Here is a 23996-nt window from a genome sequence, read left to right as displayed (position 1 = left end):
GGGCGCTCAGCTCAGCTCGTCGTGGATCTCGCGCAGCCGCTCGTCGGACACCTGGCCGTACGCCTCGACCGCGGCCGGGTCGAACTGCGTGCCCGAGCCCGCCACGATGATCTCGCGCGCGACCGCGAAGCTGCGCCCCGGCCGATACGGACGCGCCGTCGTCAGCGCGTCGAGCGTGTCCGCGACCGCGAAGATGCGTGCGGCGGGCGGGATCGCCTCCCCGGCCAGCCCGTCCGGGTAGCCGGTGCCGTCCCAGCGCTCGTGGTGGGAGCGCACGACCTCCTTCGCCACGCCGAGGAAGTCGATCTCCCGCAGGATCTCGTCGCCGATCACCGGGTGGCGCTCCATCAGCCGCCGCTCGGCGTCGTCCAGCGGCGCGGGCTTGAACAGGATCGCGTCCGGCACCCCGACCTTCCCGACGTCGTGCAGGAGGAAGCCGAACTCGATCTCCGGGTCCTCCGCGAGCTTCAGCCCCGCCGCGCGCGCGAACTCCAGCCCGTAGGCGGCGACGCGCTCCGCGTGCTTGCCCGTGTACGCGTCACGGCGCTCGACCGCGTTGGCGAGCGCCCGCACGGTCGCCATGTAGGAGGCGCGCAGCTGCTCGGTGCGGGCACGCTCCTGCTTGAACGTCTCGCGCAGGTCGGCGGCGTAGCGCTCCAGCTGGCGCTCCTTGTCCGCCGCCAGCCGCTCGTGCGTCTGGAGCTGGTGGCGCAGCGTCGCGAGCTCGTCGAGGGTGTCGTCCATCCCGCTGTGAGCCTATCCGTCCTGCGCGCGGCTGCCGACCGGTGCATCGAGCAGCCCGAGCACCACCGCGCCCGCGTCGCTGATCGGCACCGGCTCTGCGTCCAGGCGCGCGTACCCGGAGATCTCGTCGTCGGCGCTGCCGAACACCACGACCGAGCGGCGCAGCCGCCGCCCGCGCAGGTCCAGGCCGGCGATCACCTGCGCGGCGTCGGGCAACCCGGCGTCCACCAGCGCCACCTCGTAGTAGCGCTGGGCGCACCGCGCGGTCGCCTCCTGCGGCGAGGTCGCCCACTCGTGCTCGATCCCCAGCGCGGTGAGGCCGCGGTCGAGCTCGTCGCGGATCTCCGGGCGCCCGACGGCGAGCACGCGCACCCGGTCGGCGAGCACCGCGGCCCCGAGCGCGTCGGCGAGCTCGCCCGGGTCGATCGGCTTGCTGACCACCCACTCGCCCGAGAGCGCCTCGCGACCGGAGAAGACCGACACCACGACCACCGGAAGACGCGCGAGGTCCGGGTCGGCGCGCAGCGCGCGCATCACCTCGAACCCGCTCATTCCCGGCATCAGGATGTCGAGCGTCACCGCGTCGAACCGCTCCGCGCGCAGGCGCTCCAGCGCGCCGGCGCCGTCACGGGCGATCTCGGTCTGGACGCCGAAGTCCACGAGCCGCTCGGCGACCAGGCGCGCCACGTCCTCCTCGTCGTCGACGACGAGCACCCGCTTGCCGCGCAGCGCGTCGCGCGCCGCGGCCGTCGTGCCGACCGCGCTGCTCACCGGCAGCCGCACCGAGAACGTCGTCCCGACGCCGGGAGCGCTCTCGACGTCGACCCGGCCCTCGTGCAGGTCGACGAGCGACTTGACGATCGACAGGCCGAGCCCGGAGCCGGTCGTGCGGTCGCCCTCGCCGCCGACGCGCACGAAGCGGTCGAACACGGTGGCGATCTCCTCGCGGCTCATGCCGCGCCCGTCGTCGGCCACGTCGAACCGCACCGCGGAGCGCCCGTCGGCCCGCCCCGTGATCGAGATCGCGCCGCCCTCCTGCGTGTACAGGTGCGCGTTGGTGAGGAGGTTCGTGAGGATCTGCCGGACGCGGGCCGGGTCGGCGTGCGCGCGCGGCAGGTCCTCGGGGACGTCGACCGACAAGCGCTGGCGCTTCGTCGCCAGCCGCGGACCGAACAGCGTCGTCACCTCCTGCACGACCTCGTGCAGCGCGGTCGGACGCCGGTGGATCTCCAGCCGGCCGGCCTCGACCCGAGCGACGTCGAGCAGGTCGTTGACGAGGTCGACGAGTCGGTTCGTCGACACGAGGACGATGTCGAGGAACTCCCGCTGGCGCGGCTGCAGGTCCTCGCCGGAGGCGAGCAGCTCGACGAAGCCCTTGATCGACGTGAGCGGGCTGCGCAGCTCGTGCGACGCGGTCGCGACGAACTCGCTCTTCAGCCGCTCCAGCCGGGCGCGCTCGGACACGTCCCGGATCGTCCAGACGACCCCGCCCTGCTCGGGCAGGCGCGCCGCGGTGATCGCGAGCGTGCGGGTCTCGTCCTGCTCGACGACGACCTCGCCCTCGAGCGCCTGCGCGAGCTCGGCGGGCGCGCTCGCCGCGTCGAGGACGGTGCCGACCGCCAGCTCGGGGACGAGCTCGCCCGCGCGCGGGTTGGCGCTCACCACGACGCCGTCGGCGTCGGTCTGCACGAGCGCGTCACCGAGGCTGCGGACGGTGACGTCGAGGCGGTCGCGCTCGCGCCGCAGCCGCGTCGCCGCGTCCTGCACGTCCCCGGCCATCTGGTTGAACGAGCGGGCCAGCAGCCGCAGCTCGTCCGGGCCGTCCTCGCGCACGCGCGCGTCGTCCTCGCCGCCGGCCAGCCGGGCGCTCGCGCCGACGAGGTCGTCCAGCGGGCGGCGCACGGCGGCGACCAGCGCGGCGATCAGCACGAGCGCCACGAGGAACGCCAGACCGCCGCCGCTGACGATCGCGATCACGGCCCGGCGTGTCTCGCTCTGCGCCTCGTCGCGGGCGTCCGCGATCCGCTGCGTCTGACGGCGGCTGAGCCGGGCCAGCGGCTCGCGGGCGGCCAGCGGCGCGGTCGCCGAGGTCGGGCGCAGGCGCAGGAGCTGCTGTCCGGCGGCCGCGGCGGTGATCGCCTCGGTGCTCGCCGCGTCGCCCTGCGCGAGCGCGAGCGCCTCGCGGTTCGCCGCGCGGTACGCGGCGCGGGCGCGGCGGCGCTCGGTGAGCCCGTCCGGACCGCGGCGCAGCCGCAGCGTCGCCTCCTCGACGACCCCGGCGGCCAGCAGCCGGCCCGCGCTGGCCTGCAGCTGCAGGCCCTCGGCGAGCCGGTCCTCGTAGTCCTGGCGCGACTGGTAGAGGGCGCCGACCCCGAGCGCGGCGATCGCGGTCAGCGCGACGGTGAGCCCGAGGAGGGCCAGCTGGAGGGACCGCGCGATCGACAGACGCCGCATGCGCGAGCGATCGTACGCCGGAACGCGCTCGCCCGCCGGGCGTCGACCGACTACGGTGGGGAGCGATGGGTCGTCGAGGGACACTGCTGCGCACCATCCTGCGCACCGCCGGTGCGGCGGCGCTCGTTCCCGTGGGCCTGCTCGTCGCGGTCGCGGTCGCCGCCGGCGTCGGCGGCGGCGGCCTCGGCGGCCTCGGCCAGCTCGTCGGCGGACCGACCCTCCCTGGCGAGGACCCGGTCGTCATCGCGCTCGGCTCGGGCACCGCGACGTCGCCGTCCGCGGTCCCGGCCGTGCCGCGTGCGACACCCGTCCGCACCCGGGGTGCCGGCACGACCGCCACCACCACGGCGGACCGCGAGCGCGGCGGCCGCGGACCCGCCACCGGGACCGACGGGGAGGACGGGCGCGCGCCCACCGAAGACCCCGGCGACGGCGACGGCGACGGCGACGGCGACGGCGGCGGCGGGACCGGCGACCCGGGCAGCGGCGGGTCGGGCACGCCCGCGCCGACGCCCACCGCCACCCCGCAGCCGCCGACCGCGACCCCGCAGCCCGGCGCCACCCCGACCCCGCGGCCGCGGCCGGTCGCCGACATCGTGCGCGGCCTCGGCGAGGTCGTCGACGACATCGTCCGGCCGCTGCCGATCCTCGGGCGGCCGACCGCGGACGCCGTCGGCACGGTGATCGACCTCGTCGCGCCCCCGCGCACCGCGGCGCCCGCGGCCACGCCCGCGCCCGCCGTCCCCGCGCCGGCGAGCGGGACCCCGCCCGCCCCGTAGGCTCGCGGTCCCGTGACCGCCGTCCTCGCCCACGTCGGAGGGGTCCAGCTCGCCCCGCTGCAGCTGCTCCCGCAGCTCGTCGTCGCGGTCCTGTACCTGCGCCGCTGCGCCACCCTGGCGGGCACGCCGCGCGCGGTCCCCGGCTGGCGGCAGGGGTGCTTCCTCGGCGGCCTCGGCCTCATCGCCGTCGCGCTCACCTCGCCGCTCGGCCACATGGCCGACGAGGTGTTCTGGGCGCACATGGCCGAGCACCTCCTGATGGCCGACCTCGGGGCGCTGCTGCTCGTCCTCGGCCTCACCGGGCCGCTGCTGGCGCCCGTCCTGCGGATCCGGGCGTTCGACCGCCTGCGGATCGTCACGCATCCCGTCGTCGCGGTCGTGCTGTGGGCGGCGAACCTCGCGCTGTGGCACGTCCCGGTCGTGCACGAGGCGGCGCTCGACAGCGAGGTCGTGCACGCCGTCCAGCACCTGACGTTCGTCTCGCTCGGGGCCGCGGTGTGGATGCCGCTGTTCGGTCCGCTGCCGCGCCCGACCTGGTTCACGAACGCGTGGGCGCTCGGCTACGTCCTGATGGTGCGGATGGTCGGCGCCGTCCTCGCGAACGTCTTCCTGTTCGGCGGCGGCGCGTTCTACGACGGCTACACGCCCGGCGTCTTCGACCTCTCCCGGGAGGCCGACCAGGTGACGGCCGGGACCGTCATGATGGTCGAGGAGTCGATCCTGACGATCTGCCTGTTCGCCGTCCTGTTCCTGCGCACCGCCCGCCAGAGCGAGGAGCAGCAGCTGCTGCTCGAGCACGCCGCCGCCCGCGGCGTGACGCTCGACCCCGCCCGGGCGCGCCGCGCCGTCGCGGCCGGCCGCGGGGAGGAGCTGCGGGCGCGGATCGACGACCGGGCGGCCGGTGCGTGAGCGGCGAGCCGGTCTTCTTCGACGGTCCCGCCGCCTGGCGCACGTGGCTCGCGGCGCACCACGCGACCGCGACCGAGGTGCAGGTCGGCTACTGGAAGGCGCACACGGGCCGCCAGGTGCTCAGCTGGGAGCAGAGCGTCCGGGAGGCGCTGTGCTTCGGCTGGATCGACGGGCGGCTGAACCGCATCGACGACGAGCGCCACACCGTCCGCTTCACGCCGCGCCGGCCGGGCTCGCGGTGGAGCGCGGTGAACGTCCGGCTCGTCGCCGAGCTCGAGGCGCAGGGACGGATGACCGACGCGGGCCGCGCCGCGTTCGCCGCCCGCGACCCCGACGACCCCGGGTACTCGATCGCCGCGACCCCCGACCGGCTGCCGGAGGCCGACGAGGCGCGCCTGCGGGAGGATCCGCGGGCCGCGGAGTTTTGGGATGCCTGCCCGGCGGGGTATCGACGGCAGATGGTCTTCTGGATCGGCAACGCCAGGCGCCCGGACACCCGGCTGCGCCGCCTCGAGCAGCTGCGCGCCGCCTGCGCGGCCGGGGAGCGGCTCGCGCGGTGAGCCGGCCGGTTCAGCTCGTCCTCGCCGTCCTGACGGCGCTGCTCGCCGTCGGCCCGTCCGCGACCGCCCTGGCGGCCGACCCGGACCGGGTCGACCTCGTCGCGCGCGAGCTGCGCCGCGACCCGGTGTTCGTCAGCGACTCGTTCTCGCGGATCGTCAGCCCGCAGGAGGTCGCCGCCCTGCGGCGGGCGGTCGCGCGGATGCCGTTCCCGACCTACGTCGTGCTCGCGCCCGGGATCACCCCGCCGGGCCCGACCGCGATCCAGCAGCCCTCCGACGGCTGGGCCGCCCAGCTGCGCGACGCGCTCGGCCGCGACGGCCTGTACGTCGTCGGCAAGGGCACCTCGCCGGAGGCGGACGCGTTCGGGGTCCGGCCGCGGCTGGACGGCCGCGACGCCACGCTCGCCGCCTTCTTCGACCTGCCCGAGGATATCCGGCCCGCCCGCGAGGTCCTCTACGTGCTCGGGCTGATGCGCGGCGAGCCGCGGCTGCCGCGCGCGGAGCGCCGCCAGATCCCCCCGAACGAGGGTGGTCCGCCGTTCGAGGACGACCGCGCGGAGGAGGACGAGGGCGGCGGCAGCGGCGTCTGGTGGATCCTCGGCGGCATCCTCGGGCTGCCGGTGGCCGCGGTCGTGACGCGCCGCACGCTGCTGCGCCACGGACCCGGGGCGCCGCCCCGGGCGACCGCGCGCGGCCGGGCGCTCGATCCCGGGACGCGCGCGGAGGCGGAGCTCGCGGTGCAGCGTCTCGCCACGGCGCTGGACCGCGCGACGAGTCCGCCCGAGCGGGCGTTCGAGCTCGCGGCGGCCGCGAGCGTCGCCCTGGACCGCGACCGCGACGGCGAGCTCGACGACCTCGGGGCGCTCGTGCTCGCGGGCATGGGGCTCGACGTGCTCCGCCGCGGGCACGCCGACCCGCGCTGCTTCTACGACCCCCGGCACGGCCGGGCGAAGGCGGAGTCCCGCTGGTCGCAGGACGGCGAGACCGTCGCCGTCCCGGCCTGCCGCGCGTGCGCCCGGGACATCGCGGGTCGCCGTGCCCCGTCGGCGCTGCTGCACGACGGCCGCCCCTACTGGGAGCAGCGCAGCGTCTGGGCGCGGACCGGGTTCGGCGCGCTGGATCCCGACGTCGGCCGCGCGCTCGCGCAGGACGGTCGCTGATGCGACGCGCCGTCCTCCTGCTGCTCGCCGCCGGGACCGTGCTCCTCGGGACGGGGCCCGCGCCCGCGAGCGCCTCCGGGCGCCTGGACACGGTCGCGCAGGCGCTGCGCACCGATCCGGTCTTCGTGTCGATCGACATGCAGGACGCGTTCCCGCCCGCGCTCGCCCGCGCCACCCGGGAGCGGATCGCGCAGCTCGATCCGCCGTTCCGGCTGCTCGTCGCGGTGCTGCCGCTGCTCAACGAGGACGAGTCCGGCGGCGACGCGGAACGCGTCCTCTACGGGCTCGCCGACCGGCTGGGGCCGGAGCCGACCGTGCTGGTCCTCGTCAGCCAGCGCGGCGTCGTGGACGTCCTGCCCTCGCGGGTCGACCGCGACGTCGAGCTGGACTTCGACCTGCGCTACGGCCCGTCGTCGCGCGAGAGCCTCGACCAGCTCCGCATCCGGATGGACCGGATCATCCAGCAGGTCGCGGCCGCGCCGCGCGGGGAGACGTTCGGCCTGTCGCGACCGGACGGCCCGGTCGACCCGGTCTTCTCGCTGCTGCCCGACGACGAGGAGGAGGGACGGCGATGGGGCAGGATGGGAGGTCATGGTGATCCTCTGGGGAAGCGGCGCGCTGCTCGGCGCCGCGTGGTGGGTGGTGCGGCGTCCCAAGCCGGTGCGGCGTCCGGCCGCCGGTGCGGGCCGCGGGCGGAAGGGCCGGTCGTGAGCCGCCGCCGCGGCGCGCTGATCGCCGCACTCGCGCTCGCCCTCCCGGCGCTCGGGGCCGCCACCCCGGCGCAGGCCCAGGACGTCGACACCGCCGCGAACGCCCTGCGCGACGCGCCGCTGTACGTCGACGACGCGGTCCGCTCGTCCCTCGACGCGACGGAGCGCCGCACGATCCTGCGCAAGCTCCGCGGCCGGCGCCCGCCCGTGCTCGTCGTCGTGATCCCGCTCGTGCCCGGGGACGCGGTCGACGGCGAGCCGCGCAAGCTCCTGGAGGTCCTGCGCCGACGGCTCGACACCGACGCGACCCTCGTCGCGGCCGACAACTCGTCGCTCACGGTCGAGCCCGCCGACGTCGAGGACGCGCGCACCTACGCGGCCTCGACGGTCGCCAGCCTCGAGGGCGAGTACCGCGAGCCGGTCGCCATCACGATCGAGCGGTTCCTCGACGCGCTCGACGACCCCGACGTCCTCGCGCGCGCCCAGCGCGCCCGCGACAAGCTCAGCTCCGAGGCCGAGGACTCCGGCACGACGCCGGCCCGGGGCGACGAGACCGGGGACGGCGGCGGGACCGTCCCGTTCGTGCTGCTGGGCGTCGCGCTCGTCGTGCTCGCGGGTGGGGTCGGCGCGCTGCTCCTCGCGCGACGGCGCGCCACCCCGGCCCCGGACGGGGCGCCGGTGCTGCCCGCGCACGTGTTCGCCGCGGCGCGCAACGCCCGGCACGCACAGCTGCGCCGCACGCTCGACGACGAGCTCGTCGCGTTCGCCGGGCTGCTCGACCGCACCCCGACCCCCGAGTCCGGGGCGGCCGCCGAGCACTGGCAGCGTGCCCTGGAGATCCGCGACGTCGCCGCCGCGATCGCCGGCGACCCGGACGCCCGTGACGTCGACCTCGTCGGCGCCCTGGTGCTCGAGGACGCCGCCCGGGCGCAGCTCGGCGCCGCGACCGCGCTGGACGCCGGGCGTGCCGAGCCGACCCCCGCGCCGGCCCCGTGCGGCCTCAACCCCACGCACGGGCGCAGCACGACCCAGGCCCGCTGGGGCGGCGCGCCGCGCATGCCGGTCTGCTCCGCGTGCGCGAAGGACGTCGCCGCCGGCCGTCGCCCGGACGTGCTCGAGGACCGCGGTCGCGCGTACCTCGAGCAGGAGACGCCGTGGGCGGCCACCGCGTTCGGCACGCTCCCGGGCGACCTGGTCGGCGCGGTGCGCGCCGACCGGGCGACGCGGCGCTGAGCGCGCGCTACGCGGCGGCGGGCAGCTGCACGCCGAGCACGTCCTGCAGCTCGGCGAGCGTCGTGGCGGCGTCGACGTGCAGGACCGTGTGGATGCCCATCGCCCGCGGCACCTTCAGGTTGCCCCCGATGTCGTCGACGAACACGAGCTCCTGCGCGGCCAGTCCCATCCGCTCGACCGCCAGCTCGTAGATCCGCGGGTCGGGCTTGCGCATGCCCTCCTCGCCGCTGATGACGAGCACGTCGAACAGCGTGGCGAAGCGCCCACGGTCGTAGGACTCGTCGGCCCACGAGTTCGACAGCAGGCCCGTCCGCACGCCGGCGGCGCGGAACGCCTCGACCGCGTCGAGCATCGCGTCGTCCGGGCCGACGCCGGAGAACAGCCGCAGCGCCAGGCCGTCCCCGGTGTCCAGGCCCAGGACGGCCGCGAAGCGCTCCTCGAACTGCGCGACGGTCGCCCGGCCGCACTCCAGGTCGTCGAGCGCCGCCCGGGCCTCGGGGTCGGTGCGGAACGCCTGCTTGACCGTGCCGTCGGCCAGACCGCTCGCCCGGTCGAACGCGGCGAAGGAGGCGAACAGCGACGTCGTCATGACGCCGCCCCAGTCCATGATGAGGCCCTTACGCGCCACCCCGGGACACCTCCTCGGCGCGGCGGGCGAGCTCGATCACGCCGTCGCCGAACGTCTTGAGGAACGGGTCGTCGGACGCGCCGCTGGTGGCGCGCTTGTAGTTGCCCTCCATGAACACGATCGCCTTCCAGAGGGCGAGCGTCGTGTACCAGGTGATGTCGGTCATCGAGCGGCCCGAGCGCTCCTCGTAGCGGGCGACCATCTCGGCGCGGGTCGGGAAGCCCTCGGCGCGCGTGACGCGGTTGAGCTCGAACATCCCGCCGTCGGGGTCGGTCGCCTCGCTCCACATCATCTGCAGGTAGCCGAGGTCGGCGAGGGGGTCGCCGATCGTCGACATCTCCCAGTCGAAGATCGCGACCAGCCGGGCGGGCGCCTCGGGCGCGTACATGACGTTGCCCAGGCGGAAGTCGCCGTGCACGATCGTCGAGTCGGTCTGGGCGGGCATGTGCTCGCGCAGCCAGGCGCCGACGCGCTCGACCTCGGGGATCTCGCGGGTCCGGTTGTGCTCCCAGAGACCGAGGAACCGCTTGACCTGGCGCTCCAGGTAGCCGTCGGGCTTGCCGAACCCCTCGCCCAGACCGGCGGCCCGCCAGTCCACGGCGTGCAGCTCGACGAGCGCGTCGACGAGCTCGAAGGACAGGGCGCGCCGCTGCTCGGGCGTGTCGAGGACGTCGGGCACCGTGTCGGTGATGACGTGCCCGTCCATCTTCTCCATGACGTAGAACGGCGCGCCGATCACCGCCTCGTCGGCGCACGTGGCGAGCACCGCGGGCGCCTTCACCGGGGTCGTCTGGACGGCGCGCAGGACGCGCGCCTCGCGCAGCATGTCGTGCGCGGACGGCGGCAGCGGGCCGCGCGGCGGGCGCCGCAGGATCACGGAGTCGGCGCCGCGGTCGAGGATGAACGTGTGGTTGGAGTGCCCGTCGCCGACGGGGGTGACCCCGATCTCCTGCTCACCGGTGCCGATGCCGGCGCCGTCGAGGAAGGTCCGCAGCGACGAGAGCACCAGCAGCGGCACGCGGTCGTTCGCCGCGCCCTCCTCGTGTGTCTCGACGACGTCGTCGTGGGCGAGTTCCATGGACGGCATGGCTTAGAAGATGTCTCCGGTGGCCTGGCGGGTGGACTGTCCCTGCATCGAGAGCTTCAGCAGCTCCCGGGCGATCGTCATGCGGTGGACCTCGCTGGCGCCGTCGTAGATCCGCGCGGCGCGCGCGTCCTGGTACCAGCGGGCGATGGGCAGGTCCATCGCGATCCCCGCCGCCCCGTGGATCTGCACGGCGCGGTCGACGATCCGCCCGAAGGCCTCGCTGACGAACGTCTTGGTCATCGCGATCTCCTGCCGGTAGGGGAGGCCGTTCTCGACCTTCCAGGCGGCGTGCAGGACCATGAGCTTGGAGGCGTAGAGGTCCATCGCGGAGTCGGCGATCATGAACTGCAGGCCCTGGTGGCGCGCGAGCTCCTTGCCGAAGGAGCGGCGCTGCAGCAGCCGCTCGCTCGTCATGTCCAGCGCGCGCTGCGAGACGCCGATCCAGCGCATCGCGTGCGCGAGGCGGCCGCCGGCGAGGCGCTTCTGCGCGATGACGAAGCCCTCGCCCTCGCCGCCGAGGAGGTTGCCGGCGGGGACGCGCACGTCGGTGAGCGTCACGATCGGATGGCCGCCGGGGGAGTGGGAGCCCATCCACTCGGGGTGGCGCTCGATCGCCCAGCCGGGCGTGTCGCACGGCACGAGGATCAGCGAGTAGTCGCGGTGCGTGGCGGGCTCGGAGCTGCCGGTCTTCGCGACGACGATCGCGAACGCGGCGCCCTCGGCGCCGGTGATGCACCACTTGCGGCCGTTGATGACCCACTCGTCGCCGTCGCGGACGGCGGTGGTCTCGAGGTTCGTCGGGTCGGAGGAGGCGACGTCGGGCTCGGTCATCGCGAAGCACGAGCGCGTGCGGCCCTCGGCGAGCGGGCGCAGGTACTCCTCCAGCTGCTCGTCGGTGCCGGCGATCAGCAGCGTGTGCATGTTGCCCTCGTCGGGGGCCATGGCGTTGAGGCCGAGCGAGGCGAGGCCGGAGACGCCGCAGGCCTGCGAGACGAGCGACATCGCGAGGACGCCGAGCCCGAGGCCGCCCCACTCGACGGGCAGGTGCGGGGTGTAGATCCCGAGCTCGCGCGCACGGTCGCGCAGGCGCTCGACGAGGTGCCAGCTCGTGAGGACGTGGTCGGGGTCGGCGATCTCCGCCTCGGCGGGGAGCACGTCCTCCTCGATGTAGCGCTCGATGCGCGCGAGGATCTCCTGGACGTCGTCGGGGATCGTGAAGTCGATCACAGCATGCCTTCCATGAGGGAGCGGAACCGCGTGACCCAGTCGAGCTGGGTGGCCTGGTCCTCGAGTTGCTGCACGAGGAAGCCCTGCAGCGCAGCGTTGACGGTGAGGCCGACCGCGACCGCGTCCAGCGACGGGTCGATCGACCCGTCCTCCTGGCCGGAGCGGACGCAGTCGATCATGTACTCGCGCTGGCGCTGCTGGACGCGGCGCGCGATCGCGGCGAGGTTGGGACGCGACGTGCCGGCCTCGAGGTGCAGGCGGGTCAGCAGCGAGTAGAACGGGGTCCGGGAGCCGTAGAGCCGGGCGCTCTCGTCGACGAGGCCGAGCAGGCGGGTGCGGCCGTCGCCGTCGCTGGAGCGCGCGATGACCTGCTCGCTGTGACGCCGGATGGTCTCGCGGTAGACGGCCTCGATCAGCCCGTCCTTGGAGGCGAAGTGGTGGTAGAGCGCGCCCTTGGTGACGCCGGCGTCGGCGGCGACCTGGTCGAAGCTCGCGTCGGGCCCGTCGGTGGCGAACCGCTCGATCGCGGCGTCGATGAGCTTCGTGCGCGTGGCGGCGGCCGTCGCGGCGCGGGAGCTCGGGGCGGGCGGTGCGCTCACATACCCGACAGTATGCGAACGCGAGGGCGGCCGTCAAGACCTGCGCGGGCTCGCGCCGCGGGCGTCGTCGAGCGCCGAGTCGATCTCCGCGGCGACCTGCGCGCCACGCCGCTGCAGATCGACGGCCGCGAACGGGAGCATCGTCCAGCCGGCGCGCTGGAGCGCCCGCAGCTTGCGCCGATCGCGCACGAAGCTCTCGCGGTCGAGGTGGTAGCCGAAGCTGTCGATCTCGATGCCGACCCGCAGGTCGACGTACGCCGCGTCGATCTCGTAGCCGTCGGCCCGATGGTTCATCGTCGGTCGCGGGAGCCCGTGCTCGTCGCAGATCGCGAGCAGCCGCTGCTCCGCGTCGGACCGGGTGAGCTGGACCCCGAGCCGCGCGATCTCCGCGCGCGCGGAGGCGAAGCGCGCCGGGCCCTTCCCGCGGAGCCCGCGGCGGCGCCGGGCGATCGCGTCGAGGTCCGTGTCGGTCAGCGCGCCGTCGGCGAGCGCGTCGTTCAGCAGCTTCACGAGGTCCTTCCGCGCCGTCACGGCCGCGCCGTCGTAGACGCAGCGGGCGAGGGTCGTGACGGGGATGCCGTCCACGACGGTCAGGTCCTCCGCCCCGAGCCGCCTGCTCGCATGCACGTGCACCCCGGGGTGTCCGCCGACGCTCGGCCGGATCGTGGTGACGTGCACCCGGCGGCTCGCATCGGGCGTCGCGCCGCGGTGCAGCGCGACCCCGTCCGTGTGGCTCAGCGCCGACCCCGGACCGGCGAGCAGCACGGCGGCCAGCCAGCGCCGACGGGCGTCCTCGTCGAGGCGGCCCGCGACCGAGTAGACGCCGCGGTGCACCCGCCGCAGGCGCTGCCGCTCGAGCCAGCCGTCGATCGTGTTGCCGCCGATCCGCAGCCGCTCCAGCTGCCAGCGGGCGACGAGCGCGTGCTGCTGCTCGGCGAGCAGGCGCAGCCGCAGGTCGGGACGGATGCGCCCGTCCTCGCGTGGCGCCGCACGGGCGACCGTCTCGACGGTCCGGACGAGGTGGCAGGGCATGCGCTCGACCATGCCGCGTTCGGTGTGACGGGACACCACGGGTCTGCCACCCGATGGTGCCGACCGTGCGCCACAGGACGTGACCGGGTCTACCTGGCGCGGTCTACCTGGCTGGGAGGGGGCGAACCCGGACAGGTAGACCCGTTCACGTGCCCGTCCGCGGTGACGCAGATCCTTCACGCGACAGGACGCCGACGGGCTACCGTTCGCAGCGTATGTCCAGACAGCTCTGGTTCCTGCGGCACGGCGAGGCCGAGCCGCACGGCACACGCGCCGACGCCGAGCGGCGCCTGACGGCCCGCGGCGAGGACCAGGCGCGCGCCGCCGGTCAGGCGATCGCCGCCCTGGACGCCTCGCCCGTCATCGTCTTCACGAGCCCGAAGGTCCGGGCGCACGACACGGCCGCCCTGGCCTGCGCGGCGCTGCCCGGCGACCCCGTCGTGCACCACGCCCTCGTCGGCCTCGACGCCGGCGAGGCGCTCGCCCTGCTGGAGGCCGCCTCCGACGGCGAGCGGATCCTCCTCGTCGGCCACGAGCCCGACTTCAGCCAGGTCGTGCACGACCTCACCGGCGCCCGGATCGACATGAAGAAGGGCGGCATCGCGGTCGTCCGGATGGACGGCTCCCGCGGCGAGCTCGCGGTCCTGCTGCGCCCGCGCGAGCTACGCGCGATCGCCGGCGCCTGAGCGCGACGCCGGGCTGGTGCGACGGGGGCACCCCCGCATGCGGCAGGATCCGCGGCGATGACCGTGGGGACCCGGCCGTTCGTCGGCCGCGACGACGACATCGAGCGCCTCGCGTCGCGCCTGCGCGACGCCCGACCCGCCGGCCTGCTCCTGACCGGGGAGGCCGGCGTCGGCAAGAGCCGCCTCGCGGTCGCGGCCGCCCGCCGCGCCGACCCGGACGCCGTCGAGCTGCACGCCGGCCCCGGCCTGCGCCAGATCCCGCTCGGCGCGCTCGCGCCGCTGCTCGCCGCGCTCGACATCCGCGCCGACAGCGCGTCCGCGGCGCTCACGGCGCTGCACGCCCGCGCCGCCGCGCGCCCGGGGCTCGTCGTGGTCGTCGACGACGTCCCCGCCCTCGACCCCGCGTCGACGGCGGCCGTCCAGCAGCTCGCGCTCGGCGGTGCCGTGCGGCTCGTGCTCACCGCGCGGGACGGGATGTCGCTGCCGCCCGAGATCGAGCGGCTCGTCGAGGACGGCAGGCTGGAGCCGCACCCGGTCCGCCCGCTCACCCTCGCGGAGGCCGGCGAGCTCGTCGCCGCCGTGCTCGGCGGACCCGTCGACCCGTCCGCGGCCCGGACGCTGCACGAGGAGAGCGGCGGCAACCCGCTGTTCCTGCACGAGCTCGTCGCCGGGGCGCAGCAGGCCGGCGGCCTGACGCGGGGACCCGGCGGATGGGCGCTGCGCTCCCTGGTGCCGAGCCGACGGCTGCTCGAGCTCGTCGTCGCGCGCTTCGCCGGGCTGGACCGGGGGGCGCGGACGTTCCTCGAGCTCGTCGCCGCCGGGCAGCCGCTGCCGTTCGACCCGCGCGGCGCCGACGCGCGGACCGCGTCCGCGCTGCAGCAGGCCGGGCTCGTGCTGCTCGAGCCCGCCGGGGACGGCGTCGAGATCCGGCTCGCGCACCCGCTCTACGACGAGGCGCTGCGCGCGACCACCCCCACGGACCGGTGGGCGACCGCCGCCCGGCGCGCCGCGGGCATGCTCCTCGCGCGCGAGGACGAGGACGCCCGGCTGCGCGCGGTCGCGCTGCTGCTCGATGTCGGCGAGACCCCGGAGCCCGCCGCGGCGATCGGGGCGGCGGAGCGCGCGTTCGCGCTCCTGGACCATCCGCTGGCCGCGCGGATCGCGCAGGCCGTCCTGGCCGTCGAGCCGCGGTCGTTCCGGGCGGCGCGCGTCCGCGCCGGGGCGCTGTCCGCCCTCGAGGACCCCGGGGCGATCGCCGCCCTCGAGCACGCCTCGGCGCTGGCGGGCGACGACGAGGAGCGGGCGCTCGCCGCACAGCGGCACGGGCTGCACCTGGCCCTCCGCGCGGGCGACCCGGCGGGGGCGATCGCCGTCGCCCGGGCGGCGCTCGACCGCATCGTCGACGCCGACTGGGCGGCGTTCGTGGAGGCCGACCTCGCGAAGTGGCGGATGATGCGCGGCGAGCAGGTCGAGGACCTCGCCCCGGAGGACGGGGCGGGCGGGCCGGCGCAGCTGAACGCGCACCTGCTCACCGCGCTCGTCAGCGCGATGGGCGCGCGCTCCGCCGACTGCGAGCGCGCCGTCCGCGCCGGGCTGCCGCTGGCCGCCGAGCACGGCGAGCTGCTGCCCAACGCCCGCGACCTGCTCCAGCTCGCGCAGTTCCTCGCGCTCGTCGCGGGCGGGCGCCTGGACGAGGCGCGCGCGCACGTCGGACGGCAGGTCGCCCGGGTGGCCGAGCGCCACGACGAGCCCCTGGGCCTGTGGTCCTACGCGACCGCGGTGCTCGACCTCCACGTCGGACGGGCGGGGGTCGCGGCGACCGGCGCGCTCGAGGCGAGCCGGGCGCTCGAGTGGCGCGACTTCGTCGGGCTGCGGCCGGTCGCGCGGGCCGTCCGGGCGACCGCGCTCGCGCAGCTCGGGCGGGCGGCGGCGGCACGTGAGGTGCTGGACACGATCGGCCCCGACGAGCTCGCCGACCCCAAGGCGGCCCTCCAGCACGCGCAGGCGCGCGCCTGGCTGCTCGTGCACGACGGCGACCGTGCCGGCGCCGTGCGGCTGCTGGCGGCGGCCGGGACGGACGGGCTCGCGGCCGAGCAGGTGCTGCTCGGGGCGCTCACGAGCTACGAGGCGGTCCGGCTCGGCGGCGCCGACGCGGTGGCCGACGACCTCGACGCCGCGGCCCGGCGCGCGGACCCGGGGCTGCTGCCCCTGTTCGCCGCGCACGCCTCCGCGCTGCGCCGCCGGGACGCGGAGGCGCTGTCGGCCGTCGTCGGCGCGCTGGCGGACACCGGCATCCCGCTCGCCGCCGCCGACGCCGCCGTCCAGCTCGCCGAGCTGCACCGGGCGCAGCGTCGCGCCGAGGACGCCCGGCGCGCCCTGCTGCGCGCGACCGCCCTGCGCGCGGGCCTGGACGGGGCGGCGGGCGCCGCGGACCGGCCGCGGCTCCTCACGCGGCGCGAGCACGAGATCGCGCTGCGCGCCGCGCGCCGCGAGCGCAGCCGCGAGATCGCGGACGCGCTCGGCGTGTCGACCCGCACGGTCGACAACCACCTGGCGAGCGTCTACCGCAAGCTCGACCTCACCGACCGCGGGCAGCTCGCCCGGGCGCTCGCCGCGCTCGACGGCGAGCCCGCGGGCTAGCGACGCTCACGCGCAGATCCGCACCGACCGGCGGATCGAGCGGGTCCGCTGCTTGCCGGTCCGGACCTTGAGGAACGCGCGGGCGCGCACGACGTGCGTGGAGCCCGGTGCGAGCCCGACGAGGCGCAGCGTCTGGGTGAACGGGGCGCGCCGGTCGGTGCGGACGTTGCGGCCGTCGACCGAGAAGTCGACCCGCGTGACCTTGACCACGACGCGCCTGCCGGTGCTGCGCCGCGTCTTGACCTTGCGCGCCCTCTGGGTGAGCGTCACGCGCACGTCGCCCGCGGGCAGGCAGCCCCGGGGCAGGCCGAGCAGCAGGTCGGTGTCGCCCTCGGTGACCTTGGTCGTGACCGTCGGCTCGCCGGGCAGCCCGGCGCTCGGCTCCAGCGGCAGCGCGAACCACTCCTCGCCCCGGACGGCGACCGCGAAGCCGCGCCCGTCCGCCGCCGCGCTCGCGCGCGCCCGCAGCACGGACCGGTCGGGCGAGGTCGTCAGCACCTGTGCGGGGCTCCACGTGGCGCCCCCGTCCGCCGACCGCGTGTAGCGCAGCGTCGAGCCGTTGTCCCCGGTGAAGACGGCGTGGAAGCGGCCGCCGGGGTCCGCGGTGACCTCACCGTTGTTGGCGTTGTTGGAGCCGCCCTGGTTGCGGTACAGGACGACCGGCGGCCCGAAGCCCGCGCCGGTCCAGCGGCGGGCGGTGATCGCCGCCTCCAGCGAGCCGTTCTCGAGCGTCGTGAGGACCATGCCGCGCCCGCCGCTCGCGAGGCTCGGCTCGCCGATCACGCGCCCCGCCGTCGGGGTCAGCGTCCCGGGCGGCGACCAGGAGGTGGCCACGTGCGGGTCGCCGCTGCCGAGCGGGTGGGCGAAGAACGCCGCGGGGTCGGTCGGCCGGACGGCGACCGCGACGCCGTCCACGATCGCGAACCCGGCCGGGTCCACCCCGGCGCCCGGGCCGTCGAACACGAGCCGTGGCGTCGAGGTCGGGGTGGAGCCGTCGAACGCGGCGCGGACGACGTTCAGGAAGCCGCCGGACATGACGCCGTGCCACAGCGCGCCGTCGGGGCCGACGACCTGCTGGCCGGCGAGCACCTGCGAGGAGCCGACCCGGACGCCCGGGGCGAAGCTCGCCCCGCCGTCGGTGGACACGGCGACCGCGGGACCGTCCCCGTCGGGATCGCCGGTGGACCGGGCGGCGGTGACGAGCACCGCGGCCCCGTTGACCTGCACGTGCACCTCCGAGCCGATCGGCGCGCCCGGCATCGCGATCGGGGTGCGCCGTACGCAGCCGGTCCCGTCGCGGGGGATGAGGCAGTGCGACACGGCGCCGTCGGTGCCCGAGAGCGCGACGTGCGCCGCGCCGGCCGCGTCGACGGCGACGTCGGCGGCCGCGACCGTCCCGAGCGGGATCGGCGTGGCGGCGGGGGCGGTCGCGGCCGGGACGAGCGTCAGCGCGACGGCGAGCGGGATGGGCAGGAGCGAGCGGGGGTGGAGCACCCGGCCGACGGTAGGCCCGGGCGGTCGCGCGCACCATGAGCAATTCCTACTCAGGGCGGGTGGGGCGACCGGTCCCGGGTAGACTCTCGTACAGGTGAGCCGGGAAGCCTGGTCGGCACGTCGTCGACCCCTGCCCGAAACGGAGCCGCCCCTCCCGTGACGCTCGCCATCGTCCTCTTCGCCCTCGCGCTCGCGCTCATCGCCAGCGAGAAGGTCGACCGCACCAAGGTCGCGCTCGCCGGCATGGTCCTCGTCCTGCTCACGCAGACGATCGACCAGGAGCAGGCGATCGAGGCGGTGGACTGGGCGACCATCGGCCTGCTCGTGGGCATGATGATCGTCGTCAAGCTCACGGAGACGACCGGGCTCTACACGTACCTCGCGATCCGCGCCGGCCAGGCGAGCGGCGGCCGGCCGCTGGCGCTCGTGCTGCTGCTCGCCGGCTCCACCGCGCTGCTCAGCGCGTTCCTGGACAACCTGACGACGGTGCTGCTGATGGTGCCGATCACGTTCCTGCTCGCGGACGCGCTCGACATCGACCCGATCCCGCTGATCCTCATCGAGGTCTTCGCGTCGAACATCGGCGGCACCGCCACGCTGATCGGCGACCCGCCGAACATCCTCATCGCCGGGGCGACCGGTCTCAGCTTCAGCGCGTTCCTCACGAACCTCGCGCCGGTGGTGATCGTCACGCTGCTCGTCGTCGTGCCGCTGCTCTACCTCGTCTTCCGGTCGCGGCTGCAGGTCGCGCCGGACGCCCGCCGCCGCGTGATGGAGCTCGACGCCGACCGCGCGATCGAGGACGCCACCGAGCTGAAGAAGCTGCTCCCGGTGCTCCTCGGGACGATCCTGCTGTTCTTCGTCCACAAGCCGCTGCACATCGAGCCCGCCACCGTGGCGCTCGCAGGCGCCGCGCTGATGCTGCTGCTCACGACGCAGACGCTCGAGAAGACGCTCGCGAGCGTCGAGTGGCCGACGATCTTCTTCTTCGTCGGCCTGTTCGTGATGGTCGGCGCGCTCGAGGAGACCGGCGCGATCGGCGAGATGGCCGACGGCATCGCCGACGTCACCGGCGGTGACCGCACCGCCGAGCTGCTCGGCATCACCTGGTTCAGCGCGATCTCCTCCGGGCTCGTCGACAACATCCCGTTCACGACCGCGATGATCCCCGTCGTCGAGCAGCTCAACGAGAGCGACGACGACGCCTACTGGTGGGCGCTCGCGCTCGGCGCCTGCTTCGGCGGCAACGCCACGATCATCGCCGCCGCCGCCAACGTCGCCGCCTCCGGGCTCGCCGCCCGCGCCGGTCGGCGGATCGGGTTCGTCGAGTTCCTGAAGATCGGCGTCCCGGTCACCCTGCTGTCGCTGCTCGTCGCCACCGCGTACGTGAGCATCCGCTACGTCTGACCACCCGGAGTCCCTGCACCATGCCCCGCTCGATCACCGACATCGCCATCGTCCGCGACACCCCCACGGTCACGGTCGACGACCCGATCTCCGCCGCGCTCGAGATCCTCGCGACGACGAAGCTGCCCGCCGTCCCGGTCCTGAAGGCCGACGGCCGCTACCACGGCATCTTCGGCGAGCGCGAGTTCATCGCCGCGCTGTTCCCCGGCTACCTCGACCAGATGACGTCGATGCGGTTCCTCACCCACACCCTCGACGAGACGATCGACCGCCGCGCCGGCTGCATCGCCGAGTCCGTCGGGTCGCACGCGAACACCGAGCACGTCGAGGTCGACGTCGACGCGGGCGACGCCCAGCTCGCCGAGGTCTTCCTGCACCACCGCGTGCTGCTCGTGCCGGTGCTCGAGCACGGGCACGTCGTCGGGGTCGTGACGCGCTCCGCGTTCTTCCGCGAGCTCGCCGCCCGGGTGGTGGACCGCGCCTCGTGAAGCGCACGGCCCTCGCCGAGTTCCTCCACGACGAGGCCGCCGGCGGCATCGTCCTCGCGCTCGCGACCGTCGTCGCGCTCGTGTGGGCGAACAGCCCGCTCGGGGACGACTACGTGGCGCTGTGGGAGACGAAGCTCGACCTCGGACTCGAGCTGGACCTGCACCACTGGATCAACGACGGCCTGATGGCGATCTTCTTCTTCGTCGTCGGGCTGGAGATCAAGCGCGAGCTCGTCTGCGGCGAGCTGCAGGACCGCCGGACCGCGACGCTGCCGGTGGTCGCGGCGATCGGCGGCGTGGCGCTCCCCGCGCTGCTGTTCACGCTCCTGACGGCCGGAACGCCGGACGCTCCGGGCTGGGCGATCCCCGCCGCGACCGACATCGCGTTCGCGGTCGGCGTCCTCGCCCTCCTGGGCGACCGGATCCCCGCGAGTCTCAAGCTGTTCCTGCTGACGATCGCGATCGTCGACGACATCCTCGCGATCGCGATCATCGCCGTCTTCTACGCGGACGACCTGTCGATCCTGTGGCTCGCCGGCTCCGCGCTCGGCCTCGTCGGGATGGTCGGGCTGCGCCGGCTCGGCGCCACCCGGCCGTGGCAGTACGTGCCGCTCGCGATCGTCGTCTGGGTCGCGATGCACGAGTCCGGGGTGCACGCCACGATCGCCGGCGTCCTCATCGGCCTGCTGATGCCCACCGGGGAGATCGACGGGCGCAACGTCCTGGAGGAGCTCGAGGACCGGCTCCACAACGTGACCGCGTTCGCGATCGTGCCGCTGTTCGCGCTCGCCAACGCGGGGGTCGACCTCGGGGGCGGGACGCTCCAGGACGCGGCGTCCAGCACGCTCGCGTGGGCGATCGTCCTCGGCCTCGTCGTCGGCAAGCTCCTGGGCATCGGCGGCGCGGCGATGCTCGCGCTGCGTGCGGGCTGGGGCGTGCTGCCCGACGGCGTGGACCGCGGGCACGTCTGGGGTGCGGCGGCGCTCGGCGGGATCGGCTTCACCGTCTCGCTGTTCATCGCTCAGCTCGCCTACGTCGACGGCGCGCAGATCGCGATCGCCAAGGTCGGCATCCTCGTCGGATCGCTGGTGAGCGGCGCGCTCGGCGTGCTGCTGCTCCTGCGGCGGCGCGCTCAGGTCGCGCCGTAGCGCGCCGCGACCGTCGCGGTGAACGTCGAGCCGACGCCCGGCTCGCTCTCGACGTCGACGGTGCCGCCGAGCAGGTCGGCGAGCTTGCGCGCCAGCGGCAGCCCGAGCCCGGTGCCCCGCCCGTCCTCGCTGTCGCCCGCCCGCTCGAACGGCTGGAAGATCCGCTCGAGGTCGTCGGCCGGGATCCCGGCCCCGGTGTCGCGGACCGTGAACGCGACCCGCGTGCCGTCGTCGACGAGCCGCGCCGCGACGCGGACCTCGCCCCGCTCGGTGTGGCGGAGCGCGTTGGCGACGAGGTTGCGCAGGATCTGCGCGAGCTTCCCCGGGTCGGTGCGCAGCGCCGGCACGTCGGCGGGCGCAGGCTCGACGACGAGCTCGACGCCCGGTGCGCGCGGGACCGGGGCCATCATGCCGCGCAGCGCGCCGAGGACCTCCTCGAGCGCGACGTCGGAGGCGTCGACGACCGCGTGCCCGGCCTCCGTCCGCGCGAGCTGCAGCTGCTCGTTGACGAGCTCGAGCGCCTCCTGCGCGGTCCGGTCGATCATCGCCACGTCGGTGGCGAGGCCGGACGCGGGCGCCTCGGCGAGCATCACCTCGGCGAGCCCGCGGATCGCGAACAGCGGCGTGCGCAGCTCGTGCGCGATCGTCGACGCGAGGTCGATCGACACGCGCTCGGTGCGGTCGCGCTCGTGCTCGGACTCGTCGAGCACGTCCTGCAGCGTCCGCAGGCCGCGTGCCGCGTCCTCGAGCTCCTGCGTGCGCTCGGTGGCGAGCTCGAGCGCGTCGCGCAGCTCGATCTCGGTGACGACCATGTCGGAGAGGTCGGAGACGAGCTTCACGTGCTCCTCGGTCCACGGCCGCGGCGCGAAGTCGATCGCGCAGAGCGTCCCGATGATCTCGCCCCCGGACCGGCGCAGCGGGAAGCCGCAGTACGCGCGCAGGCCCTTGCCGATCGCCGGGCTGTCGGCCAGCAGCTCGTGGGACTCGGCGTCCTCGGCGACGATCTCGGCGCCGCTGCGCACGACCCACTGGCACGCCGAGTCGGCCACCGGGCCGGAGAGCATCGCCGCCAGGTCGGGGTCGTCGGTGCGACGGCTCAGGTAGCGCTCCTCGTGCTCGCCGACGAGCGACAGCTGCGCCAGCGGCACGTCGAGCACCGTTGCGACGATGCGGGTGAAGCGGTCGAACGAGGTGTCGGGAGCGGAGGCGAACAGGCCACGGCGCTCGAGTGCGGCGAGCCGCCGCGGGTCGTCGAGCTCCTGTCCTGCGGAACCGGTCACGCGGGGGGAGGATACTTCCCGCAGGTGTCCGGACCCCTCGACATCCACCGCGTGCGCGTCCGTGCGCCAGAACTCCGGAGTACTGGCCGCTGGTCGGGCGGCGGGCCGCTGACGCTCGCCGACCTGCGCGGCCGCGTGGTGCTGCTGGACTTCTGGACGAGCTGCTGCGTGAACTGCCTGCACGTCGCCGAGGAGCTCCGCGGGCTGGAGCGGCGCTTCGCGGACGTCCTCACCACGATCGCCGTGCACACCCCGAAGTTCCCGCACGAGCGCGACCACGGCGCGGTCGCCGCGGCCGCCGCCCGGCTGCGGCTCGAGCACCCGGTGCTCGAGGACCCCGACGGTGCGCTGTGGGACGCCTACGGGGTGCGCGCCTGGCCGACGCTCGTGCTGATCGACCCGACCGGCCGCGTCGCCGCGACGGTGGCGGGGGAGGGCCACGCCGTCGAGCTCGCCGCCGCGATCGAGGCGCTCGTCGAGGAGGCCCGCGAGGCCGGCACGCTCGGCCCGCCCGGCCCGCTGCCGTCCGTCCGTCCGTCCGCCGCCGGGCGCGGCGAGCTCGCGTTCCCCGGCAAGGTCGCGATCGCCCCCGACGGGCAGCGGCTCGTCGTCGCCGACAGCGGCCACGACCGCGTGCTCGTCACCACGCTCGACGGGGTCGTCCTGGTCGAGCTCGGCGGGCTCTACCAGCCGCAGGGCGTGCGCTTCGACGGCCCCGACGCCCTGCTGGTCTGCGAGACCGCGCGCGACCGCGTCTGGCGGATCGAGCTGCCCGGCGGGACGCGGACGCTCCTCACCGAGCAGGTGAAGAGCCCGTGGGACGTCGTGCGCTGGCAGGGGCACGTCGTCATCGCCGGGGCCGGCCGCCACGTCCTGTGCGCGATCGACGCGGGCGGCGAGGCGCAGGTGATCGCGGGGACCGGGGCGGAGGAGCTGCTCGACGGGCCGGCCCTGCGCGCGCTGCTCGCCCAGCCCAGTGCGCTCGCGGTCACCGCCCGGGACGAGCTGGCGTTCCTCGACGCCGAGAGCTCCGCGCTGCGCGTGCTCGACCGTCCGGCCGGGACCGTCCGCACGCTCGCCGGGCAGGGCCTGTTCGACTGGGGCGCGAGCGACGGGGACCGCGACCGCGCGATGCTGCAGCACCCGCTCGGGCTCGCCGCCGCGCCCGACGGCTCCCTGTTCGTCGCCGACACCTACAACCACCGGCTGCGCGTGTGGCGCGGGGAGCACCTGTGGACCGTGCCGGTCGAGGGGTTCGACGAGCCTGGCGGCCTCGACGTCCTGCCCGACGGCCGGCTCGTCGTCGCCGACACCGGCGCGCACCGCGTCGTGCTCGTCGACCCCGTCGCCGCCCGCGCGGAGGCGATCGACGTCGGCCGGCCACCCTCGCGCGACGAGCCCGGGGCCCCGGTCGTCGCCGAGACCGCGATCCTGGCCGAGGACGGCGTCCTGCACGCGACGCTCGACGTCCCGCTCGACGGCGACGCGCTCGACCCGGCCGGCGGCCCGCCCGTCCGCGTGACCGCGCGCGCGACCGACGAGGCCCTCCTGCCGGGCGAGCGGACCTGGTGGCTGGACGCGCTGCCGGCCCGCGTCGCGGTCCCGCTCGGCACCGGATCGGGCCGCATCACGCTCGAGCTGCGCGCCGCGAGCTGCGGTCCCGACGCCTGCCGCCTGCGCCGCACCGAACGCGCCTACGACGTCATCCTCACCCCCGCAGGAGGTTGAGCC

20 protein-coding genes are annotated in these 23996 nt (G+C 75.6%); 11 read left to right on the top strand and 9 right to left on the bottom strand.

The features are described from left to right. Nucleotides 1-6: 6 nt before the first annotated feature. Complete coding sequence (locus tag GKE82_RS11975) at nt 7-744, bottom strand: HD-GYP domain-containing protein (protein WP_107567127.1); 738 nt, start codon at nt 742-744, stop codon at nt 7-9. A gap of 12 nt (nt 745-756) precedes the next feature. After that, the gene (locus GKE82_RS11970) at nt 757-3198 is read right to left on the bottom strand and encodes an ATP-binding protein (protein WP_154733442.1); all 2442 of its coding nucleotides are present in this window, start codon (nt 3196-3198) and stop codon (nt 757-759) included. A 65-nt stretch (nt 3199-3263) separates the two neighbouring features. Here GKE82_RS11970 and GKE82_RS11965 point away from each other — a divergent pair, with 65 nt between their 5' ends. Genes GKE82_RS11965 through GKE82_RS11945 form a run of 5 tightly spaced genes read left to right on the top strand, consistent with a single transcriptional unit; the run spans nt 3264 to nt 8549 of the window. Further along, a complete protein-coding gene (locus GKE82_RS11965) occupies nt 3264-3977 on the top strand; it encodes a hypothetical protein (RefSeq protein ID WP_154733441.1) in 714 nt (237 codons plus the stop codon). Nucleotides 3978-3989: 12 nt separating this feature from the next. Next, nucleotides 3990-4886, top strand: a complete 897-nt coding sequence (locus GKE82_RS28405; protein ID WP_107567124.1) for a cytochrome c oxidase assembly protein — start codon at nt 3990-3992, stop codon at nt 4884-4886. Continuing rightward, nucleotides 4883-5446 (top strand): YdeI/OmpD-associated family protein, encoded by a 564-nt coding sequence (locus tag GKE82_RS30750; protein WP_309233563.1) that lies wholly within the window; start codon nt 4883-4885, stop codon nt 5444-5446. The genes GKE82_RS28405 and GKE82_RS30750 overlap by 4 nt, the downstream gene beginning before the upstream one ends. Beyond that, nucleotides 5443-6606 carry a hypothetical protein gene (locus GKE82_RS11950; protein ID WP_154733440.1) on the top strand — a complete coding sequence of 388 codons (1164 nt, stop codon included), beginning with the start codon at nt 5443-5445 and terminating at the stop codon, nt 6604-6606. Before GKE82_RS30750 ends, GKE82_RS11950 begins: the two co-directional genes overlap by 4 nt. After that, nucleotides 6606-8549: a hypothetical protein gene (locus GKE82_RS11945; protein WP_154733439.1), complete on the top strand. Its 1944-nt coding sequence runs from the start codon at nt 6606-6608 to the stop codon at nt 8547-8549. The genes GKE82_RS11950 and GKE82_RS11945 overlap by 1 nt, the downstream gene beginning before the upstream one ends. Before the next feature lie 7 nt (nt 8550-8556). On the opposite strand, the gene GKE82_RS11940 is transcribed toward GKE82_RS11945, so the two are convergent. From GKE82_RS11940 to GKE82_RS11925, 5 genes are read right to left on the bottom strand one after another with little or no spacing between them, the layout of a single operon-like run. After that, the gene (locus GKE82_RS11940) at nt 8557-9177 is read right to left on the bottom strand and encodes an HAD family phosphatase (protein WP_154733438.1); all 621 of its coding nucleotides are present in this window, start codon (nt 9175-9177) and stop codon (nt 8557-8559) included. Further along, nucleotides 9167-10264, bottom strand: coding sequence for a phosphotransferase family protein (locus GKE82_RS11935; protein WP_230316154.1), 1098 nt, complete (start codon nt 10262-10264; stop codon nt 9167-9169). Before GKE82_RS11935 ends, GKE82_RS11940 begins: the two co-directional genes overlap by 11 nt. Before the next feature lie 3 nt (nt 10265-10267). After that, the gene (locus GKE82_RS11930) at nt 10268-11491 is read right to left on the bottom strand and encodes an acyl-CoA dehydrogenase family protein (protein ID WP_196189188.1); all 1224 of its coding nucleotides are present in this window, start codon (nt 11489-11491) and stop codon (nt 10268-10270) included. Then, nucleotides 11488-12090 (bottom strand): TetR/AcrR family transcriptional regulator, encoded by a 603-nt coding sequence (locus GKE82_RS27065; protein WP_107567118.1) that lies wholly within the window; start codon nt 12088-12090, stop codon nt 11488-11490. Before GKE82_RS27065 ends, GKE82_RS11930 begins: the two co-directional genes overlap by 4 nt. 33 nt (nt 12091-12123) lie before the next feature. Continuing rightward, nucleotides 12124-13122, bottom strand: coding sequence for a hypothetical protein (locus GKE82_RS11925; protein WP_154733436.1), 999 nt, complete (start codon nt 13120-13122; stop codon nt 12124-12126). Between the two features lie 215 nt (nt 13123-13337). Here GKE82_RS11925 and GKE82_RS11920 point away from each other — a divergent pair, with 215 nt between their 5' ends. After that, on the top strand, nt 13338-13808 hold the full coding sequence (locus GKE82_RS11920) for a histidine phosphatase family protein (RefSeq protein ID WP_154733435.1): 471 nt from the start codon (nt 13338-13340) through the stop codon (nt 13806-13808). Between the two features lie 57 nt (nt 13809-13865). After that, a complete protein-coding gene (locus GKE82_RS11915; protein WP_154733434.1) occupies nt 13866-16448 on the top strand; it encodes an AAA family ATPase in 2583 nt (860 codons plus the stop codon). Nucleotides 16449-16454: 6 nt separating this feature from the next. Here the strand turns inward: GKE82_RS11915 and GKE82_RS11910 are convergent, their stop codons facing one another. Further along, nucleotides 16455-17942: a hypothetical protein gene (locus GKE82_RS11910; RefSeq protein WP_154733433.1), complete on the bottom strand. Its 1488-nt coding sequence runs from the start codon at nt 17940-17942 to the stop codon at nt 16455-16457. 156 nt (nt 17943-18098) lie between these two features. Between GKE82_RS11910 and GKE82_RS11905 the strand changes: the two genes are divergently transcribed. Genes GKE82_RS11905 through nhaA form a run of 3 tightly spaced genes read left to right on the top strand, consistent with a single transcriptional unit; the run spans nt 18099 to nt 20985 of the window. Then, nucleotides 18099-19349, top strand: a complete 1251-nt coding sequence (locus tag GKE82_RS11905) for an SLC13 family permease (protein WP_107567113.1) — start codon at nt 18099-18101, stop codon at nt 19347-19349. 20 nt (nt 19350-19369) lie between these two features. Continuing rightward, on the top strand, nt 19370-19837 hold the full coding sequence (locus GKE82_RS28395) for an HPP family protein (RefSeq protein ID WP_146175228.1): 468 nt from the start codon (nt 19370-19372) through the stop codon (nt 19835-19837). Continuing rightward, the gene (gene nhaA, locus GKE82_RS11895) at nt 19834-20985 is read left to right on the top strand and encodes a Na+/H+ antiporter NhaA (RefSeq protein WP_309233562.1); all 1152 of its coding nucleotides are present in this window, start codon (nt 19834-19836) and stop codon (nt 20983-20985) included. The genes GKE82_RS28395 and nhaA overlap by 4 nt, the downstream gene beginning before the upstream one ends. On the opposite strand, the gene GKE82_RS11890 is transcribed toward nhaA, so the two are convergent. Continuing rightward, nucleotides 20970-22265, bottom strand: coding sequence for a GAF domain-containing sensor histidine kinase (locus tag GKE82_RS11890; RefSeq protein ID WP_158276601.1), 1296 nt, complete (start codon nt 22263-22265; stop codon nt 20970-20972). The genes nhaA and GKE82_RS11890 overlap by 16 nt on opposite strands. 24 nt (nt 22266-22289) lie before the next feature. On the opposite strand from GKE82_RS11890, the gene GKE82_RS11885 reads away from it, so the two are divergent. Next, nucleotides 22290-23993, top strand: a complete 1704-nt coding sequence (locus tag GKE82_RS11885; protein WP_158276600.1) for a thioredoxin-like domain-containing protein — start codon at nt 22290-22292, stop codon at nt 23991-23993. The last annotated feature ends 3 nt before the right edge of the window (nt 23994-23996 follow it).

It is taken from the genome of Conexibacter sp. W3-3-2, from assembly GCF_009707605.1.
GTDB lineage: Bacteria > Actinomycetota > Thermoleophilia > Solirubrobacterales > Solirubrobacteraceae > Paraconexibacter > Paraconexibacter algicola.
The sequence above is the reverse complement of the archived record's forward strand: the minus strand, read 5'-3'. Positions and strand labels throughout refer to the sequence as shown.

Excerpts from the sequence above, each read along its gene's own strand:
- GKE82_RS11975 (WP_107567127.1), bottom strand. The coding sequence starts at position 744 with ATGGACGACACCCTCGACGAGCTCGCGACGCTGCGCCACCAGCTCCAG.
- GKE82_RS11970 (WP_154733442.1), bottom strand. The coding sequence starts at position 3,198 with ATGCGGCGTCTGTCGATCGCGCGGTCCCTCCAGCTGGCCCTCCTCGGG.
- GKE82_RS11965 (WP_154733441.1), top strand. The coding sequence starts at position 3,264 with ATGGGTCGTCGAGGGACACTGCTGCGCACCATCCTGCGCACCGCCGGT.
- GKE82_RS11945 (WP_154733439.1), top strand. The coding sequence starts at position 6,606 with ATGCGACGCGCCGTCCTCCTGCTGCTCGCCGCCGGGACCGTGCTCCTC.
- GKE82_RS11935 (WP_230316154.1), bottom strand. The coding sequence starts at position 10,264 with ATGCCGTCCATGGAACTCGCCCACGACGACGTCGTCGAGACACACGAG.
- GKE82_RS11925 (WP_154733436.1), bottom strand. The coding sequence starts at position 13,122 with ATGCCCTGCCACCTCGTCCGGACCGTCGAGACGGTCGCCCGTGCGGCG.
- GKE82_RS11920 (WP_154733435.1), top strand. The coding sequence starts at position 13,338 with ATGTCCAGACAGCTCTGGTTCCTGCGGCACGGCGAGGCCGAGCCGCAC.
- GKE82_RS11915 (WP_154733434.1), top strand. The coding sequence starts at position 13,866 with ATGACCGTGGGGACCCGGCCGTTCGTCGGCCGCGACGACGACATCGAG.
- GKE82_RS28395 (WP_146175228.1), top strand. The coding sequence starts at position 19,370 with ATGCCCCGCTCGATCACCGACATCGCCATCGTCCGCGACACCCCCACG.